The sequence below is a fragment of the Psychrobacter piechaudii genome, assembly GCF_900162825.1.
In the GTDB taxonomy this organism is placed as follows: Bacteria; Pseudomonadota; Gammaproteobacteria; order Pseudomonadales; family Moraxellaceae; genus Psychrobacter; species Psychrobacter piechaudii.
The window spans coordinates 1-19512 of the sequence record NZ_FUGE01000150.1 but is presented as its reverse complement, the minus strand read 5'-3'; the positions used below and the strand labels follow the sequence as shown (position 1 = coordinate 19512).

Below are 19512 nucleotides of genomic sequence, written 5' to 3'. Positions count from 1 at the left end.
TTAATTTCAACTTACAACCCTTTAAGTACTACTCACGACAGTATATGTCGCCTTATATCCACCCCCTGAAGTGGGTGGTTTTACGGCGATAGGTGATAAATTTAAAAAAACTTCAATTTAAGTCTTTAGACGATGATCTCAAATTTACGATTTGAGCATCGATCAATTGGAAAAAAGTGTTAAAAATAAAAGTGCTAAAGCTGGATAAAAATCTCACCCAATTGCTTATTTAATTAATAAGCCAAAATAGAAAAGAGTTAATGCCTTATCTATAATTTTATTACAATTGTTAAGTTAAAGCGAGATGTATTCATCTCCATAACCTGCTTATTTAACCCAGTTATAGCAATATTTTAAGTCAGCTAATAGATAAGCCCTGATTATCTCAAAAATGTATAATCATTATTTATTTAATAAATACAGTTACAAAAACCATTTAGTTTAAGGGATAGGTAAGCTCGCTAAATACGTTTATACTAATGGGCGATACAAGTGTTTACTCGAACTAATAAGAAAATTAGGGATTACTTATGAAATACTATAATGATGCTGATCATACCGAAACTCAAGAGTGGCTAGATGCCTTTGAGTCGGTTATTAAGCATAGTGATAAAGACCGAGCTCGATTTTTGCTTAAGGCTTTATACAACATGGCGGTACAAGAAGGCTTACCGTTTAACCGTTTGGACACTGCGTACTTAAATACGATTCCTGTTGAAGACGAGCCTACTTATCCAGGCGATTTGGGTATTGAGCGTAAAATTCGTGCTTTGGTACGCTATAACGCTTTAGCTATGGTAATGCGCGCTAACCAAAATGACGATGATTTAGGCGGTCACTTAGCGACGTTTGCCTCAAGTGCTACCTTATACGAGACTGGGTTTAACCATTTCTTCCGTGCAGCCAGCGATCACTTTGGTGGTGACATGATTTATTATCAAGGTCACTCAGCGCCAGGTATCTATGCGCGATCTTTCTTAGAGGGGCGTTTAACCAAAGAGCAATTAGAAAACTTTCGCCGTGAAGTAGGAGGTAAAGGTTTATCTAGTTATCCGCATCCTTATTTAATGCCAGATTATTGGCAGTTCCCGACCGTATCTATGGGTCTGGGGCCAATCATGTCAATTTATCATGCTCATGTACATAACTATTTAATCAATCGTGGCTTACTTGAAGATGAAGATCGAAAGATTTGGGCCTTCTTAGGTGATGGTGAAACAGATGAGCCAGAAAGCTTAGGGGCTATTTCGTTAGCGGGCCGTGAAAAACTAGATAACTTAATTTGGGTGGTTAACTGTAACCTACAGCGTCTAGATGGCCCAGTACGCGGCAATGGTAAGATTATTCAAGAGCTTGAGTCTGTGTTCCGTGGGGCAGGCTGGCGAGTGATTAAAGTCATCTGGGGCGGCAAATGGGATACTTTATTAGATAAAGATCATTCCGGCGCTCTAAAAAGACGCATGGAAGAGACAGTAGATGGCGAGTACCAGCTTTATGAAGCCCGTGATGGTGCTTTTACTCGTAAAGAATTCTTTGGTAAATATCCTGAGCTTGCCGAGATGGCAGAGCAGCTAACCGATGAGGATATTCGCCACTTAAACCGCGGTGGCCATGATCCTATCAAAGTTTATGCCGCATTTAGTGAAGCGATGAAGACCAAAGGCCAGCCTACAGTGGTATTGGTTAAAACGGTAAAAGGTTATGGTCTTTCTACGCAGGCTCAAGCCGTTAACAAAGCTCACCAAATTAAGAAGCTTGATAAAGAAGGCCTAGTTTATTTCCGTGATCGCTTTGACTTGCCATTTACCGATGAAGAGTTAGATGAGCTTCCGTTCTATCGTCCCGATGAAAACTCTGCGGAAATGAAGTACTTGCGAGGCCGCCGTGAGGCATTAGGCGGGCATCTACCTAACCGTCGTAGTGGTCATATTCCTTTAAACATTCCTGATTTATCTATCTTTGATCGGGTATTAAAAGGCAGTAATGGTAAAGAGCAGTCAACGACTATGGTCTTTGTTCGCTTATTATCAGCCATGTTAAAAGACAAAGATATCCAAGACCGTGTGGTGCCTATCGTGCCTGATGAAGCCCGTACTTTCGGTCTAGAAGGTATGTTCCGTCAGTTAGGTATTTATTCTTCAGCAGGACAAAAATACATCCCTGAAGATAGTGAAGCCTTAATGGGTTATAAAGAAGCCAAAGATGGGCATATGCTGGAAGAGGGTATTAACGAAGCTGGTGCCATGAGTGCTTGGATCGCCCTAGCGACCAGTTACTCAGTTAACGCATTGCCTATGATTCCATTGTATATCTACTACTCAATGTTCGGCTTCCAACGTGTCGGCGACTTAGCTTGGGCCGCAGGGGATTGTCAGGCACAAGGGTTCTTGTTGGGTGGTACCGCGGGACGTACCACGCTGAATGGTGAAGGTTTGCAGCACCAAGATGGTCACTCTCACATCTTATTTGGAACCGTACCAAACTGTGTTAGTTATGATCCCTGCTACGGCTATGAGTTAGCAGTTATTATGCACGATGGCCTGCGTCGTATGTATGGCGAAGGTGAGCGTGTTTATTACTACATTACTTTAATGAATGAGAACTATGAGCAGCCTGCAATGCCAGAAGGCGTGGAAGAAGGCATTAAACGCGGTATGTACCTGCTAGAAGATAACAGTCATCTACATGCCACCGCTCATGTTCAGCTATTAGGCTCAGGTACTATCTTACGTGAAGTACAAAAAGCTGCGAAGATTCTATTTGAAGAGTTCAATGTAAGCGCTAACGTGTGGAGTGTGACCAGCTTTAATGAGCTAACTCGTGAAGGCATGGCTTGTGATGATTACAACCGCTTGCACCCAATGGAAGAAGAAAAGGTGCCTTGGGTTACCGAGCAGCTTGCCAAACACGATGGTGTGGTAATAGCCGCAACGGATTATATGCGCAATTACTCGGAGCAGATCCGTGCTTGGTTGCCTGACAATCGTCCTTACTCAACCTTGGGTACCGATGGTTATGGTCGCTCTGATAGCCGCGCACAGCTACGCAACTTCTTCCATGTCAATGCTGAACATATCGTTGTGGCTACGTTAAAGCGTTTAGCGGATGAAGGTGAGGTAGAGATGCGTTTAGTGAAAGACGCCATCACTAGCTTGGGTATTGATGTGGATCAGCCCCCTGCGTGGCAGCCACAACCTCAGTACGATCATTTCCCAGATGCTCCAGCACCGGATAATGTCAATCCAAATCCAGTACCAGAGTTAGTAGAAGAAGAGGATGAAGAAATTAGTAGCGAAGGACGTGCAGAGGATCAAGCCGATGCCGAGCTATTAAATGATGAAGATGTTGAGGAATAATTTTGATCTCTACTTCACTTTTAAGAACGTTACTAATTACAAGAATTCTGGAGAACAGATATGGAAATTAAAGCCCCTGATTTGGGAGTAGATAGCGCCGAAGTTAGTGAGATTATGGTCTCTGTCGGTGACAAAATTACTGAGAATGACAATATTGTCTTGTTAGAATCTGATAAGGCTGCCGTTGAAGTGCCAAGCTCAGGCAGTGGCACAGTCAGTAAAATTATGATTTCAGTTGGCGATACAGTAACTGAAGGAACGGTGCTTATTGAGCTTGAAGCAGATGCAGATTCTGAATCAGATGATAAGCAAGATTCAGAGCAGGCCTCAGCAGATAAAAATGCTGAAAACAATGAGGAGCAACCTACTGAGGAAGCTGCCCAACAAGCAGAGCAATCAGACGAAGTTGCTGAAGAAGCTGATAATGAATCTGAAGCTGCTGAGTCAAAAACCTACCCTCTACCAGATTTAGGGGTAGAGGAGGCTGAAATTGCTGAAATCATGGTAAGTGTTGGCGATACGGTTGAAGCGGATCAGTCTATACTGTTGGTCGAGTCTGATAAAGCTTCCGTTGAAGTGCCTTCGCCTGTGGCAGGTATAGTAGAAGGGATTCTAATTGCAGTAGGAGATAAGGTGACAAATGGTCAGGATTTCATTGTCATTAAATCCTCTGGCGCTAAAAAAGCATCAGCTGCTCCGAAAAAGGATAAACAGCAGTCAGCTCAAGCTGAGCAGACAACCGCTAAGCAGTCTGCTACTAAGAACGCGAGCGATAATGACAAGTCCTCTGCCACTGCATCACAGCCTAAGCCTGCTGCTCAAGTCGACAAGCTGAGCGAGCAACAAGTCAATGCCAAGTTGACAGATGTCTATGCTGGACCCGCAGTGCGTAAGCTGGCCCGTCAGCTAGGGGTAGACATTACTCAAGTGCAAGGCACAGCATTTAATGATCGTATCTTAAAAGAAGATATCTTTGATTATGTCAAAGCTCATATGCAGTCTAATGGGGCTAACGCTTCAGATGCGAAAGTAAGTGCCGTTGCTTCAGGTCTTCCGAGCTTACCAGATATGAGTAATACTGACATTTGGGGTGAGATTGAGACGCAAGATTTAAGCCGCCTACAAAAAGTGTCAATTCCGCAGCTAAACTACAATACTTACCTGCCACAAGTGACTCAGTTTGATTTATCAGACATTACTGAAACAGAAAAGTTACGCGGTGAGCTAAAAGGGGAATTTAAAGCGCAAGGCATTGGGCTTACTATTTTAGCTTTCATTGTCAAAGCAACGGCGTATGCCTTAATGCAGCACCCTAAATTCAACAGTCACTTGAGTGATGACAATACACAAATTCATATCCGTAAAACTGTGAATATGGGTATTGCTGTTGCCACAGATGATGGACTGATTGTGCCCGTAATTAAAGATGCTCAGACCAAGGGTATCAAGCAGATCGCCATTGAAATCGGGGAATTGGCCGCTAAAGCTCGTGATAAGAAATTAACGGCTAAAGAGCTTCAAGGCGCAAGCTTCACCATCTCAAGTCAAGGCAACTTAGGAGGTACTTACTTCACACCTCTGGTTAACTGGCCTCAAGTGGGTATTTTGGGGATTTCTGAGGCAACCATGCAGCCACGTTGGAATGCAGAGAAACAAACGTTTGAACCACGTCTGATGTTGCCACTGTCGTTGTCTTATGATCATAGAGTGATTAATGGAGCAGATGCGGCTGTCTTCACCCGCTACATTGCTAAATTACTTGCAGATCCAAGACGTATCTTGCTGTAACGATAGAGTCTTTGCACAAACCAAGGCCTTTGATTGGGTTTTCAATCAAAGGCCTTTTTGTTTTCAAATAAAGTAATATTGCTATTACTTCACTGTCCTCTATAATATTCGCAACCAGCAGGATAGCTGATTCTTTAAGCTACAGTAACTTAATCCAGTGAAAACACCTGTTTTAAACTTTCTTAAAACAACCTACCTAAGCCGCATATGATAAACAATCAATTATATCAGCAACTCCGCAATCGAGTTTACGACATCATTGAAAACGAATCTTATCAAACTCGCTTTAGCAAAATGTTTGACAAGTTTTTGATAATATTGATTTTATTAAACGTGTCAGCCGTTATTGCCGAATCAGTAGATGCGTGGTATTTTCCGAACCAACAGCTTTTCAATGCTTTTGAATACTTCTCTATAGTCGTTTTTAGTATTGAGTATCTGCTTAGGGTATGGGTAATTGTCGAAAAAGACAAAGAGGAACACCCAGAAATCCCTCATTGGAAAAGACGATTGATGTGGATTAAAAGCCCAGGGGCTATTATTGATTTAATCTCTATTGCACCGGCTTTTTTAAATTATTTTGTCACAGTCGATTTGCGTTTCCTACGCGTTTTAAGACTATTTAGACTGTTAAAGTTAACCCGTTATTTTGCTGCGATGCGCATTTTATTGGTGGTACTTAGTAAAGAGAAAGAGTCGTTCAAAGCAGTTGTCTTTATCTTGATTATTATGATTGTGACTGCCTCCAGTGGCATTTATGTGGTAGAGAACCAAGCGCAGCCCGAAGTCTTCGAGTCAATCCCTAAGTCTATGTGGTGGGCGGTAGTGACTTTAACCACAGTGGGTTATGGGGACGTTATTCCAGTAACCAATATTGGTAAGTTTTTAGGCGCAGTCATCACCATACTAGGGGTGGGTTTGGCAGCCTTACCCGCAGGTATTTTGGCCTCAGGTCTGGCGTCAGAGCTTGAGCAGCGCCGTGAAATATTAGAGCAAAGATTCCGTGAGTTGTTGCTTGACGATGATGACATGAACCTAATAAGGGATAGATATAAGATTGATAAGATTAGACGGGAGCTAGGGCTCAATAAAGAGCAAGCTGAAGAGGTTATCGTACAGTTACTACGCGAAAAAGAGTATCAACAAAAGCTGGCTGAAATCGATAAGAAAAACTATTGCCCGCATTGTGGTGAGCATCTATAGCCTATGTCATAGTATCACTCATAAAAAAGAGCTGAATTATTCAGCTCTTTTTTTGGCCATAAATCTTTGTTTAAACGAATTTTTGTATCAACAAAGACTGGCTTTGACATAGAAAACTAACCATAGATGCGGCTCAAATCGCGTTGGATTTGTTCTATCATTTTGCCCATTTCATGACTGGATAAAGCCCAATCTTTTTGGGTATAGCGCCACTCTTCTAACTCACGGCTTAAAATGGCAACACAGATAGCAGCACTGTCATGGGCTATCAAAGTTAAGTCAGAGGAGTAAATCTCATTACCTTCATCGTCACTTAGGTATAGATTGCCTCGTTCAACTTGACGAATAGGGTAGCCATTATAAGAGGATATAACTAAGGCGATATGGCACACTGTTTCAGGTAAGTGCGCCAGTCTTAGCTCAATGGTTTCAACATCTACGTTTCTATCTATTTCAGCAGCAGAGCCCCTGTCTTTACCATCTAAACTATCGCCTTGATGGCGAATGGCTTCAGAGCTGTCGCGCAGTTGTTTGAACCATACCTTATCGATAACCTGTAACTTCTGATCAAGTAATACACAGGATAAATCAATATCTAGGGTGGTTTTATTCTTTTTTAAACGGTTAATAAGCCCCTTTTTTATCACTTCAGTATATTTAAAGTTTAGGCCATATAATAGGGTGCTTCCTTGGATAGGCAGCTCGCTCAACAGATGGGTAATCGGTAGAGTGGTTGAGGCTTGGGGGGTTGAGCCTGAGTCTACAGTTTGAGTCGGGCTTTGAGTTGTAGAGGCCAAAAGAAACTCCTAAGTGAGAAAAATCGTATAAATAAGAAATATGCTTAATCAATCAAGTCATTCAATATAAGCAATTATAGCACTTTACCTTGGCTGAAAATAATTGGCTACGGTAATGGATTACATCCCCGCCTCATCTTGCTTAACCGCTCTTTCTAATATTTCAGGCTCAATAGAAATCAGTTTTTTGCCAAAACCACGTAACCACCATACCAATTGTGAAGTTAAATTCACCGTGGCAGTAATAGTTTGAGTATTGTGCTCTTCATCATCAGTGACAATTTGATCTTCACTGAGGCGACTTTCTGTCAAACTGGTACCCGCTTTACCATTAAATACTAAGGTTATCTTGGTGTTCTTGCCGTGATTGGGCAAATCTTTGAATAGATAATGGGCAAACCCCATACCACCAGAATCCAAATAAGAGGTTAAATCAAAGTTGTCAGGGATAACAGCCTTGGAGTCTTCATCAACAGTCACTTCCGTAAAGCGGTGTAGGGCAAAGGTGCGAATGATTTGTTGGACGTCATCAACCTTAGTTGCCAGTAAGTAGATGACCACACCGCGTTGGACAATAGCAATAGGGTTAAGGACGTATTCACCAGGATTGTCCTTGTTGCGGCGGGTATAGCACGCAGTAATCTGGCGCTCATAAAATATGGCTTGATAAATAGAGTCTTTACATTCTCGGCAAATCTCAGGAGCTATCAAAGGTTGTGTTGCCGGCTCGATACGAACCCGGTCTAACCAATTGTGAGTAATTTTACTGTCTTTTAATTGTCGTCTTGCCAAATCAAACCAAGGGAAAAGTTCGTCCAATATTGCAGGAGGCAGCAGCTGAGCCAAATTGGCTTCTACCATATTGAATGCCACAGCCTGCGACAAGTTCATGTGCGGTAAGCTTTGAACAGGCGCATCTTCTTTCCAGCGCCACCCTTGGGGTTTGGCATTGTTCTTCTCGATAGGAAAGCGCTTTGATAAGGCATTTAAATCGCGTTGTACCGTACGCAGGCTCACATCGAAATTAGCCAAACTTAACTGCTCATGCAAATGATGGGTGCCGCGCCAGCTTCCACGCTCCAACAAATTAAGTAGCTCCCACTGACGGGCTGTGGTTGCCGTACTATTGTTGGGAGTACGTTGGTTTTGAGTGGTGTCCTTACTTTTGGTCATATCAGTCATCATATTGTTTTGATTATTAAGTAACTAGCTTATGATTATTAAATAATTATGAATATAGCAAAGCTAAAAAATAGCATAATTTCAGTAGGGATACGATAGCCTTGTAAGTTTTAGCTCAATTATTCATTGCGTCGGCTGTTTTTTGTCTCTTTTAAAGCAGAGTCTTCAGCATGTTGCGGCTCGTCTGCCTCTTCTGGGGGATTTAGTTGCTCCTCCCATTTTTTAAGATTTTTTATGATTTTGCCAAATAAACTTTCTTTGCGATAGCGACCTTTTTTATTGGTGGTATCAACGGGCATGTCCGCCAAAATGGTGAGGGCCTCGCTTAAGCTTTTCACTCCATAGATATGAAATTGCTGTGCTTTAACCGCTTCTATAATATCATCACGAAGCATCAGTTGAGAGATATTGGCATAAGGCAGGATGACCCCTTGATCCCCAGTTAGACCTTGGTGCGAGCAAGCATCAAAAAAACCGGCTACTTTGGCATTAATTCCGCCCACGGCTTGGACTCGGCCTAATTGATTCATGGAGCCGGTAATGCCTAGCGCTTGAGAGATAGGGATCTCTGCTAAAGCAGATAATAGAGCACAGGCTTCTGCTAAGGTGGCACTGTCCCCATCAATGTGTGCATAACTTTGCTCAAAGGCTAAGGACGCGGTGAAGTTTAAGGGGTGATAGGGGCTAAACAATGCGCGTAAATAGCTGTTCATAATTAGCATGCCTTTGGCGTGTAGACTCCCTCCAAGCTCCACATCTCTTTCAATATCCAAGATATCACCTGAGCCCACACTGTGTTGCACCACAGCGGTTAATAAAGCGGGCATGCCAAATTCACTGTCTGCATAATCAATGATGGTTAACGCATTAATTTGACCGATGGCACTGCCTGTGGTACTAATCAGCTGTTGGCCATCGGTGATCTCTTGCAGATACAGCTCTTTTAGATAGCTTGAGCGAAAGCTTATGTCCTTGATGGCTTGTTTAACATGAAGGTAGCTGACCATATCAGCTTCCTTCTTTTTTGCCAAACGGTCTGCTTCTAGCATGACTTGTATCAGGCTATCGCTATGTAAGCTTAATTTATTCTGATCTTCAGACAATAAACTTAAAAACTCTAATACTTTCGCTTGGGCCGAGCTGTCGAAATGTTTAAGCTGATATTTGCCAATAATGTCAGCCATTTTACCAACCATTTCAATTTCATTATCAATTGAGCGAGCCACCTCTTCATGAAAATCAGCCCGTATTTTAAATAAGGATAAAAACTCTCCATCTTGCTCAGCATACTGATCATATAAATCAGACTCGCCAAGTAAAATAACTTTATTCTCTAAAGGGATGGGCTCTGGGGTAATTAAATTATCACCCAGTGCACTGTTGTGATTAACCTCAATAGGACTTAGCTTGCCGGTTCTCAAAGCCAGTTTTAAACCATGCCAAGCTTCAGGATACTCACTGATGTGTGAGGCTTCTATGATTAAAAAGCCCCCATTGGCTCTGTGTAATGCTCCTGGCTGAATCATCATATGATTGCTAAGGGTACAGCCTGCCTGCAAGGTTTGATTGATTTTACCTAAAAGGTTGCTATGCGAAGGGTTGGTCTCAAAAACAATAGGAGCGCCGTCAGGGGTTTGGGTCTGATTTTGTTTTATAGCATACTCATAGCCCGGATTAGGAGCTAATGAGCTGATGATATTAATATTATACCTGTCTGGTATTTGCTGATTGTGTGCAGGGATGAAGCGAAAGTCTTTGGCTTGTAAAATAAGCGGAGCGTTAACAATCATATCCTGTTGTAGCAGCTGTAAATACGCACACAGCTTAGCATTACTACTATAAGCAGCCAATAATTTCGAAAAATAAGGAGAAAGAGCTTGCTTAGCAGTGTCTTTAGCCTTTTGAGCTAAGTCATTTGTTCCCTTATCTTTAGAGTTTTGATCAGAGCTGCTGTTATCTAAAAGCATCAAAGCTTCGGTCAAATGGTGCCAGATTTCGACCAGATCAGCAGATAGCTTAGGGGCCTTTCCAGGCTCTAAGGCAATAGCTAACGGAGAGTTGGGGCTATTAAAGTTAAAGCAGTAAATCCAATCTTTCAATAACGTTTGCTTATGGCCACTGTTTGCCAAATACTGGGTAATAAAAGTTCTTTTGCCGAGGCCACTGGCACCCACTGCAAAGACGTTATAGCCTCCAGCTGTGATATCAAAGGCAGTATTTAAGGCAGAGACAGAACGCTGTTGACCGAAGCCACAGTTTAGACGCGTAGCCAATTTAGTAGAAGCAGGCAGGGCACTAGGGTCACTGTGTTTTTTTAACTTGGCCGAGTCTACTTTGCAGTTGTCTTTTATTTGGGTTACTGTTTTAGTAGCTAAGGCAATTCGCTGTTGTTTAGATAATTGAGTCATTGTCTGGTTCGAGGTGTTGAGTTTTTTTGTATTTGCATTACCATACGGCTCCTCAAAATTAGAATTTGAGTCAGCACTGGTTAAATGTGAGCCATTTTGAGTCTTATTAGGGCTTTTAGGAGCTTTGTTTTTAGGATTCATAGCATTGCTAGAAGATGACATAGTTGGCTCAGATCAAATAGAAGATTAGGATGAAAAATAATATTGAGTATATCGCATGATAGGTAGGGGATAACATCTAAAAAAATTACGAACGTGTTATAATGCCACGCTAAACCTTTTGGCTTGAGATAAACCCATAATTTGGCTGTATTATAGTACAGTATGGTAGCGATAAAATGATGAACACCAATGAGTTTCAAGTGATATCTAATCAATATAAAGAGCTTGATAAACTTTTACTTGATTCAATTGAACAGTTAAAGCTAGAAATTAGTGCTGAACAGCGCGGTAAGTTGATGTTGTATTTAGACAAGCTTTTGTTTTGGAACAAGGCTTATAATCTAACCGCAATCAAACAACCCAAAGAAGCTTTGATTAAACATATTATTGACTGCTTAGCCATATTACCGCATCTAAAATCTGGTAAGCTTTTAGATATTGGAACTGGGGCAGGCTTGCCTGGAGTGGTTATCGCTATTTGTCAGCCGGAACGTGAAGTGACAGTGCTTGATAGCAATCAAAAAAAGATTCGTTTTATTCGTCAATCGGTGTCTGAGCTTAAATTAACCAATGTTACGCCTGTGGCCAGCCGAATTGAAAACTTTGTGCCCCAGGAGCATGAGAAATTTGCCGTCATTACTTCAAGAGCCTTCGCCAGTTTAACTGATTTTGTGGAAGCTGCCGAGCCAAGATTGGCACAAGAAGGTTGGCTGCAAGCCATGAAGGGATTAATTCCTGAGCCAGAAGATATGAATGCTTTGGTTGATGAGTGGCAGATAGAGCATATTGCTTTGGATGTGCCTCATTTGCATGAAACTCGGCACTTAACTGAATTGGTTAAAAAAAGCATCTAGAAAACTGATACTCTGGTTTTACAATACACACCATAAGAGTCTAAGTTAGCCAATTATCTAATTGATATTATAATAACTATTTAAATCAACCTGCTTTACTGAGGTAGAAGAGTAACCCTATGGAAATTCTGGCAATAGCAAATCAAAAAGGCGGTGTGGGTAAGACCACAACAGCAGTGAACTTGGCCGCAAGCCTTGCAGGTCGACGCAAAAAAGTATTGCTTATTGATTTAGATCCACAAGGTAACGCCACATCAGGCACAGGGCTTGAGAAGCGGGCATTAGAGTTGACCATAGCTGATGTTTTGTTAGATGGCATTGACTTAAAAGATGCCATCTATCCTAGTCCTGCAGGATTTGATGTGGTAGGTGCCAATCGTGATTTGTCTGGTATCGATATTACTTTGATGGGCAAAAGTGACAGTCATCTGTTGTTAAGTAATGCCATGCAGAATATTGGCGATTATGACTATGTGATTATTGACTGCGCCCCAAGTCTTAACTTGCTGACCATTAATGCCATGGTAGCGACACAAGGCGTCATTATTCCCATGCAGTGTGAGTATTATGCGCTGGAAGGGTTAGCAGATTTATCCCAAACTATTGACAGGTTAAAAGAGCTTAACCCTGAGCTGCATATACGCGGTGTATTAAGAACTTTATTTGATTCTCGTAATACTTTAGCCAATGATGTCTCTGCAGAGCTTGAGTCCCATTTTGGCGACTTGATGTTTAAGACTATTATTCCAAGAAACGTGCGTTTGGCTGAAGCGCCTGCGCATGGAATGCCTGTGCTGGATTACGAGAAAAGCTCTAAAGGGGCTCAAGCCTATCGTAAATTGGCTACAGAAATTATTAAGCAAAGTCGTCAGTTGTCTCAATAAACAGATCCGTTCGGCTTTGTGACTTCGCTAAATAAGCGGTGAACGATAAGCAAGCAGTGTAAACCCAACCTATAAACTAGCCGTTAGTTACTATAAATGGCGTTTGCGCTTGCAAGCGACACACAATTCATTAAAATGAAGCTCCCCTAGGGGCGTAATCATATTTCTTAGTTTTTATAGCTTTTAAAAGTTAAGGGGTTAAAGTAGGGGCTTAATACAGCAACTATAATAAATACCACTTAATAGTTTAGGCAAGCAGGGTGTAGAGGATAACCAACATGGCAAAAAAGCGTGGATTAGCTGCAAACCGAGGGTTAGATGCTCTACTCGGGTCTATCAAAAAAGAAAAAGCAATCACAGCTGCCGCTTTACGTGACGACTTACAAGTTGATCGCGAGGCCAAAGAGTCGCCTGCGCAAAATGAACCGATGCTAAAACAGACTGCAGCTAAAAAAACAGCGGGCAGAAAAAAGACAGCTATCAATAAGGTAGAAACGACTTCAGTTAAGCCTGTCAATGAGGCTTCTGATGAAGAGATGACCTTAGTGCAAATGGATGTTGAGCGTCTGCAGGCCGGTAAATATCAGCCAAGACGTGATATGAGTGAGACCGCATTGGCTGAATTGGCGTCTTCAATCAGACAACATGGGGTAATGCAGCCCATCGTAATCCGTCCTTTATTGGCCAACGAAGAAAAACTATCAGACATCATTACTCACGAAATTATTGCTGGTGAACGTCGCTGGCGTGCAGCCAAGATGGCGGGACAAAATACCATTCCTGCTATCGAACGTGCTTTGTCTGATGAACTGGCTATTGCTCTGGCATTAATTGAGAATATTCAGCGCGAAGACTTATCGGTGATTGAGCAAGCCGCAGCATTACAGCGTTTCCATACTGAATTTGGTATGAGTCACGCCATGATTGCTGAGGTGGTTGGTAAAGCAAGAACCACTGTCTCAAACTTGTTGCGCCTTAATCATTTGCATGAGGATGTCAAAACTCATTTGAGTGAAGGTCATCTTGATATGGGCCATGCTCGTGCCTTGTTATCATTATCCTCTGAGCAGCAGCCTATTATTGCTGAAAAGATCATTGAAGCTTCCATGACTGTGCGTGATGCAGAGAAATTGGTTAAGTCTATTCTTAATCCAGAAAAGCCTAGTAAGCCTGCCTCACAAAATTCAGAGGCAGAAATTGAGAAGCTGAATCAACAGTTATCTGACTATTTAGGCGCTACTGTGAAGCTGAAGCAGAAGAAAGGCGGTAAAGGTAGTATGGAGATTTTCTTTCATAGTCACGAAGAGCTAGAGGCTTTATTAAAGCACTTTAAATCATAATCTAACGCATTGGACCTACTCTTTACACTTCCCAGGATTAATATATTGGGAGTAGTGTGGGGTCCATTAAGAGGCTTTGTGGTATTAAGATAAAATTGTAATCCATCGAATTATGGTATTGACACTTGATAGAGTATTGATATCTTAATGGTGTAAACCCCAGACGATGTTACCAGCCACAGATTGCCCTAAAGTTAGTTTAAAATGAATTTTATAAAAAAGGCATATGATGACTAAACCATCACCTAAAGATGCATCATCAACTACTTCCTTAGGTCGCAATGACCAGGAATCAAACTTATTACCATCTAACCTTAAGCCACAAAGTCCTTCGGGAACCCAAACCTACCTAAGGTTGATGCAATATATCAAGCCATACTGGTGGGCTATAGCCCTTACTATTATTGGCTTCGGTATAAACTCAGCAACAGAGATTGGTATTGCCAAACTGATTCAATTCATCACTGATGCGATTAATGATGGTACTCAATCTGATCTGAATCTTTTTCCTTTTTTGATTATCCTATTGTTTTTCATCCGTGGCGTAGGCTCTTTTTTAGGGAACTATTTCTCAGCGTTAATCTCAAGAAATCTGGTTTATAAGCTACGAGTTGAAGTGTTTGACAAGCTACTGCGCTTGCCCAACTCTTTTTTCTTAGCTAATCCTGCGGGCACCATTTCCTCCAAGCTTATTTTTGATGTAGAGCAGGTCACAGCCGCTAGTACCGATTCACTAAAAACTTTAATACGTGATGGTATGACTGTCGTCGCCTTGATGGGGTACCTGCTGTATACCAACTGGCGTTTGACCTTGATTTTATTCTTAGTATTACCGCCTATTTTATGGTTGATTCAAAAGGCTTCAAAACGCTATTTAAAACTCTCAAAAGGTATTCAGAAGTCGATGGGCGATGTGAGCCACATTACCAATGAGGTAATAGGAGGCTATCAGGTTGTCAAAAACTATGGGGGACAACCCTATGAGCAGGCCCGTTTTGAAAAAGCTTCGGTTGATAATCTGAAACAAGGTATGAAGATTGTTGTCACCAATAGCATTAATACGCCAGCAGTACAGTTGCTAATGGCGCTGGCTTTTTCGGTGGTGATTTGGTTGGCATTAAGACCAGAGGTGATAGCCAATACCACTGCAGGGGAGTTTATTGCTTATTTAACTGCTGCAGGCTTATTAAGTAAGCCAGTAAGAACTTTGACTGATATCAATGAGAAGCTACAAAGAGGGATTGCTGCTGGCGCCTCAATTTTTGCGTTGCTCGATGAAGTAGAAGAGGAAGATCTAGGGACTCATATTGAGCGCGTTAAAGGCGAGATAGTCTTTGATAACGTGTCTATGTCTTATCCAGATGGCACTAAAGCCTTAGAAGATTTTAGTCTAACTATTGAATCGGGTCAGACCGTAGCTTTTGTGGGTAAAAGTGGGGCTGGTAAAACCACCTTGGTTAATTTATTAACCCGTACCTTGGATCCCAGTAGTGGCAACATATATATCGACGGTTTGCCTATCGAAAAGATTGCTTTAAGCTCACTGCGCTCTCAGATAGGTATGGTTAACCAGCAGGTGGTGTTATTTAATGACACTGTCCGTCATAACATTGCCTATGGCGACTTAGCCGTGAAGAGTGAAGAACAGCTGATATCAGCGGCCAAAGCTGCCTATGCCCATGACTTTATTATGCAGATGCCTAAAGGTTATGATAGTGAAATTGGCTCAGAAGGACTTCAGTTATCTGGGGGACAACGCCAAAGATTATCTATCGCTCGTGCTTTATTAAAAGATGCTCCGATATTGATATTGGACGAGGCGACCAGTGCACTGGATAATGAGTCTGAGTACTATATCCAACAAGCCTTAGAAAACGTGATGAAAGATCGCACTACTTTAGTGGTTGCTCACCGCCTTACCACAATTGAATCCGCTGATAAAATTGTGGTTATGGATAAAGGTAGGGTCGTTGAAGCGGGCACTCATGAAGAGCTGATGTCACTATCAGGCCGTTATGCTCATATGTATGATAGAGACTTTTCGGAAAGTCAGCTGGATAATCATTGATAGAACATTAATAACTCTTAGCAACTGACGGTTAGTGATTAACTATGGGAAGCCACCACAAAATAAACAATAGCGATAACGAAGATAGTAAGCCTTTTAACTTAGAGCTTGCCATTGTTGATGCGTGGCAAAAAGAAGCGTGGTGGCTATGGCTATTATTACCGGTAAGTGGCTTATATGGAGCCATTACTGGTATCAGGCGTAAGCTATATCTAAAAGGGGTTCTGTCTAGCTACCAAGCTCCCGTCCCCGTTATGGTGGTAGGTAACATCACAGTCGGAGGCAGTGGTAAAACCCCGCTTATTATAGAGCTGGTGACTTACTTACAACATCAAGGGATTAAAGTAGGGGTCATCAGTAGAGGCTATGGTGGTGATGAGTCCTTGATGCCACAGCTTGTTACCTTACAGAGCAAGCCTGAAGAAGTGGGTGATGAACCCTTTTTGATTGTGCGCGAAACTGGGGCAGCAGTCGCAGTATGCCCTAATCGTCAGCAAGCGATAGAGGTCTTATTAAAGCAGCAACCAGACACTCAATTGATCATAGCTGATGATGGTCTGCAACATTACAAGATGCAGCGAGATATTGAGTGGGTCGTGGTGGACAGCGCTAGAGGTTTCGGTAATAAGCAGCTATTGCCCACAGGCTTTTTAAGAGAGCCGATAAGTCGCTTACAAGGAACCACAGTTATTTATCACGAACGTACTGAGTCCTCTCAAGCTCAAAATGAGCAGAGTGAAGATAGACTGAGCATGCATTTGAAGCCGGCTTCTTTACAGCCACTTGTTGACGGCCAGCCAAGTCTGAGTCAGATAAATAATGTTTATGCTGTGAGTGGTATAGGCTATCCACAGCGTTTTTTTAATACCTTAACTGATTTGGGGTACCAAGTAGACTCAAAACCCAAGCCTGATCATCATAGCTTTGAGGTAGAAGACTTACTGCCGTTAGCCGACAAACCCATTATTATCACTTCAAAAGATGCGGTAAAAATAGCCCCTCTAGTCAAAGCCTATCCAAAGCTACAAAGCTTATCTATATGGGTGTTACCAGTCAATGCAGTGCTTAGTCCAAATAGTTATCTAACTTTGAGTAAGCAACTAAAGGCACTGGGTATTCATAGCTAAAACCAAAATATTATTAGCAAATAATTATTAATCAATAAAGTAAATAAATCATTATCTAAGATTGATGATGAAACTATATCTGCCCAACCAAACGTCAAAAACATAAAACATAAGTAGAGAGAAGCCAGATGAATTCAACTGATATTAAAGCATCAGAACCAAAGGTTCATATTGTTGTCCCGGCACGATTCAAGAGTACACGTTTACCAGGTAAGCCTCTACTGCATATACATGGCAAACCAATGATTTTGTGGGTGGCACAAAAGGCGAGCCAAGCAACGTTTGCAGATGACTTATGTATTGCCACAGATGATGATAGGATTGCTGAAGTCTGCCGTGAAGCAGGCTATGACGTGGTAATGACCGATGCGAGCCATGCCTCAGGTACCGACCGATTAAGTGAAGTTGCCAAAATTAAAGGCTGGGATGCTGAGGATATCGTGGTAAATATGCAGGGTGATGAGCCTTTAGTGCCACCGGTATTATTGCAACAGGTCAAAGATTTATTACTGCATAAACCTGAATGTGTGATGGCCACGTTATACGAGCCTATTTTAGATTATCAAGAGTTTATGCGCCCTTCAGTGGTCAAAGTGGTGACCGATAATTTGCAAAATGCTTTGTATTTTAGCCGTGCTCCTATACCTTGTGATAGAAATCACGCCTTAGCGATGGTTCAAAATAATGATCAACAACAAGCAAACACAAACACTGTAACGCCTCAGCTTGAGGTGCCTAAGAATGCTTATAGACACTTAGGTATCTATGCTTATAAAGTAAAATTATTACAAAACTTTGTGCAATGGGAACCAGGTATTTTAGAAAACTTGGAAAGTCTCGAGCAGTTACGAGTATTAGAGAATGGTGAGAAAATTGCCATTGCTGAAGCCAGTGTGCAGCTGCCGCCTGGGGTGGACATGCAGCAAGATTTAGATCGATTAAATGCAATGCCTATCAGTGAATTACAGTAATCAACTTTGTTGTTTATTACCTATACTGATTAAAAACAAGGGCAACTATAGGGCAAAAGAGTGAATTATGAAACAGCAACTTAACTCCGACGAAAGTATTTATTTCGCCCCTATATTGCCTTGGCAACAAACTGCTTGGGACAATCTGATAGCTCGTTATGAGCGTCTGCCCCATGGACTGCTGTTTGCAGGTATGCAGGGCATAGGCAAACGGGCTTTTGTCTGGCGATTCGTGGCTTGGCTGTTATGTGATAATAGATTACAAACTGTAGACAATGCTAATCAACAAGGTGCCTGTGGTCATTGTCAGAGCTGCCAATGGTTACAGTCAGGGACCCATCCTGATTTACAAGTATTGCCCTTATCAAGTCTACCGGTAACTCAGGACGATGAGAGCAAAGAGCCGACAAAAAAAACAAAGAGCAGCTCTAAAAGCTCGCAGAAAAAAAACAGTTCAGTCGCGTCAGAGCCCGCTAAAACCTCAATTAAAGTAGATGATATTCGCGAGCTTCAGCCGTTTATCAGTCAGGGAAGTAGTGGTCGTAGAGTTTGTGTTATCGATAATGCTGATATGATGACAGTGGCTGCAGCAAACGCTTTGTTAAAAACTCTAGAGGAGCCACGCGAAGGCATTCATTTGCTGTTGGTTACTGATTGGCCAACGAAGCTATTACCGACAATTAAAAGTCGGGTGCAACAAGTAGCGATAGATCATATTCAGTTGGACAAAGTGACGGCCTATATAAGCAATTATATAGCTAGCAATAAAGTGATCGATTATGAATCCGAAAGCCAGTTAGCTATGCAAGTTGAGCAAGCATTAAAGCTGGCCAATGGAGCACCATTAGCAGCATTAGATATGCTGAGTAGTGAGTGGTATAAGTTTCGAGATACGTGGATTAAGGTTTGGTTGGCTTTAAGGTCAGGCAAACGCAGTAGCATAGCTGCGAGCGATTATTGGCAAAAAAACTTATGGATTGATGATTTCATAAAATTATCTGAATTTATACTGATGGATTTTAGTCGTCAAAGCTTGGGGCTAAAGCCACTGCAAGCTGATTTAGAGTGGGCAGGATATACTTCTATTAATAGCCTTAGTTTGGATAGTATTCAACAAGTAATGAGTTTGATCGAAGATATTAAATTATCCAGCTATCAAAATGTCCAAGAAAAAATGGCTTATGATAGATTGTTATCAGGTATAGCTGTGCTTTAAAACCTAATTAACTTGAGTTCGGGATAAGAGCTTGCCTAAATCATTGAAACAGCTTAGTTTTTTGCAGCTTGTCCATAAGCCGACACGTTTTTGAGTGTCGGCTTAAAGGGAAACCAACAGTAAGCAATGAGTCCTGCTAAAAGATTAGCAGCGAAC

General features: G+C 41.8%; 13 protein-coding genes and 1 pseudogene. 10 read left to right on the top strand and 4 right to left on the bottom strand.

Features of this window, described 5'->3' with window-relative positions; genetic code table 11:
• Window positions 1-530: 530 nt before the first annotated feature.
• The 3 genes from aceE to A1019T_RS08575 all read left to right on the top strand — a co-directional run bounded on the left by aceE (window position 531) and on the right by A1019T_RS08575 (window position 6347).
• The gene (aceE, locus tag A1019T_RS08585; RefSeq protein WP_077451289.1) at window positions 531-3356 is read left to right on the top strand and encodes a pyruvate dehydrogenase (acetyl-transferring), homodimeric type; all 2826 of its coding nucleotides are present in this window, start codon (window positions 531-533) and stop codon (window positions 3354-3356) included.
• A 60-nt stretch (window positions 3357-3416) separates the two neighbouring features.
• Window positions 3417-5144, top strand: coding sequence for a 2-oxo acid dehydrogenase subunit E2 (locus A1019T_RS08580; RefSeq protein ID WP_077451288.1), 1728 nt, complete (start codon window positions 3417-3419; stop codon window positions 5142-5144).
• Window positions 5145-5351: 207 nt separating this feature from the next.
• A complete protein-coding gene (locus A1019T_RS08575) occupies window positions 5352-6347 on the top strand; it encodes an ion transporter (RefSeq protein WP_077451287.1) in 996 nt (331 codons plus the stop codon).
• Window positions 6348-6463: 116 nt separating this feature from the next.
• On the opposite strand, the gene A1019T_RS08570 is transcribed toward A1019T_RS08575, so the two are convergent.
• The 3 genes from A1019T_RS08570 to A1019T_RS08560 all read right to left on the bottom strand — a co-directional run bounded on the left by A1019T_RS08570 (window position 6464) and on the right by A1019T_RS08560 (window position 10896).
• Entirely contained in the window at window positions 6464-7144 is a 681-nt protein-coding gene (locus tag A1019T_RS08570) for a TerD family protein (RefSeq protein ID WP_077451286.1), read from the bottom strand.
• A gap of 120 nt (window positions 7145-7264) precedes the next feature.
• A complete protein-coding gene (locus tag A1019T_RS08565; protein ID WP_244156595.1) occupies window positions 7265-8317 on the bottom strand; it encodes a helix-turn-helix transcriptional regulator in 1053 nt (350 codons plus the stop codon).
• A 128-nt stretch (window positions 8318-8445) separates the two neighbouring features.
• Window positions 8446-10896 carry a Lon protease family protein gene (locus A1019T_RS08560; protein WP_244156594.1) on the bottom strand — a complete coding sequence of 817 codons (2451 nt, stop codon included), beginning with the start codon at window positions 10894-10896 and terminating at the stop codon, window positions 8446-8448.
• Window positions 10897-11072: 176 nt separating this feature from the next.
• Here A1019T_RS08560 and rsmG point away from each other — a divergent pair, with 176 nt between their 5' ends.
• From rsmG to A1019T_RS08525, 7 genes are all read left to right on the top strand, one after another.
• A complete protein-coding gene (gene rsmG, locus A1019T_RS08555; protein WP_077451283.1) occupies window positions 11073-11750 on the top strand; it encodes a 16S rRNA (guanine(527)-N(7))-methyltransferase RsmG in 678 nt (225 codons plus the stop codon).
• A 119-nt stretch (window positions 11751-11869) separates the two neighbouring features.
• Window positions 11870-12634 carry a ParA family protein gene (locus A1019T_RS08550; RefSeq protein WP_077451282.1) on the top strand — a complete coding sequence of 255 codons (765 nt, stop codon included), beginning with the start codon at window positions 11870-11872 and terminating at the stop codon, window positions 12632-12634.
• A gap of 278 nt (window positions 12635-12912) precedes the next feature.
• Window positions 12913-13974, top strand: a complete 1062-nt coding sequence (locus tag A1019T_RS08545) for a ParB/RepB/Spo0J family partition protein (RefSeq protein ID WP_077451281.1) — start codon at window positions 12913-12915, stop codon at window positions 13972-13974.
• Between the two features lie 226 nt (window positions 13975-14200).
• Complete coding sequence (gene msbA, locus A1019T_RS08540) at window positions 14201-16042, top strand: lipid A export permease/ATP-binding protein MsbA (protein WP_425271947.1); 1842 nt, start codon at window positions 14201-14203, stop codon at window positions 16040-16042.
• 44 nt (window positions 16043-16086) lie between these two features.
• Window positions 16087-17169, top strand: a complete 1083-nt coding sequence (gene lpxK / locus A1019T_RS08535) for a tetraacyldisaccharide 4'-kinase (RefSeq protein ID WP_077451279.1) — start codon at window positions 16087-16089, stop codon at window positions 17167-17169.
• A gap of 128 nt (window positions 17170-17297) precedes the next feature.
• Entirely contained in the window at window positions 17298-18140 is an 843-nt protein-coding gene (kdsB, locus tag A1019T_RS08530; protein WP_077451278.1) for a 3-deoxy-manno-octulosonate cytidylyltransferase, read from the top strand.
• A gap of 67 nt (window positions 18141-18207) precedes the next feature.
• A complete protein-coding gene (locus A1019T_RS08525; protein WP_077451277.1) occupies window positions 18208-19356 on the top strand; it encodes a DNA polymerase III subunit in 1149 nt (382 codons plus the stop codon).
• 53 nt (window positions 19357-19409) lie between these two features.
• Here A1019T_RS08525 and A1019T_RS08520 read toward each other — a convergent pair.
• Window positions 19410-19512: pseudogene (locus tag A1019T_RS08520) on the bottom strand (IS982 family transposase); the annotation flags it as partial.

Coding starts and splice junctions, on each gene's coding strand:
- aceE (WP_077451289.1), top strand. CDS start 531: ATGAAATACTATAATGATGCTGATCATACCGAAACTCAAGAGTGGCTA.
- A1019T_RS08580 (WP_077451288.1), top strand. CDS start 3,417: ATGGAAATTAAAGCCCCTGATTTGGGAGTAGATAGCGCCGAAGTTAGT.
- A1019T_RS08575 (WP_077451287.1), top strand. CDS start 5,352: ATGATAAACAATCAATTATATCAGCAACTCCGCAATCGAGTTTACGAC.
- A1019T_RS08565 (WP_244156595.1), bottom strand. CDS start 8,317: ATGACCAAAAGTAAGGACACCACTCAAAACCAACGTACTCCCAACAAT.
- A1019T_RS08560 (WP_244156594.1), bottom strand. CDS start 10,896: ATGTCATCTTCTAGCAATGCTATGAATCCTAAAAACAAAGCTCCTAAA.
- rsmG (WP_077451283.1), top strand. CDS start 11,073: ATGATGAACACCAATGAGTTTCAAGTGATATCTAATCAATATAAAGAG.
- A1019T_RS08550 (WP_077451282.1), top strand. CDS start 11,870: ATGGAAATTCTGGCAATAGCAAATCAAAAAGGCGGTGTGGGTAAGACC.
- A1019T_RS08545 (WP_077451281.1), top strand. CDS start 12,913: ATGGCAAAAAAGCGTGGATTAGCTGCAAACCGAGGGTTAGATGCTCTA.
- msbA (WP_425271947.1), top strand. CDS start 14,201: ATGATGACTAAACCATCACCTAAAGATGCATCATCAACTACTTCCTTA.
- lpxK (WP_077451279.1), top strand. CDS start 16,087: ATGGGAAGCCACCACAAAATAAACAATAGCGATAACGAAGATAGTAAG.
- kdsB (WP_077451278.1), top strand. CDS start 17,298: ATGAATTCAACTGATATTAAAGCATCAGAACCAAAGGTTCATATTGTT.
- A1019T_RS08525 (WP_077451277.1), top strand. CDS start 18,208: ATGAAACAGCAACTTAACTCCGACGAAAGTATTTATTTCGCCCCTATA.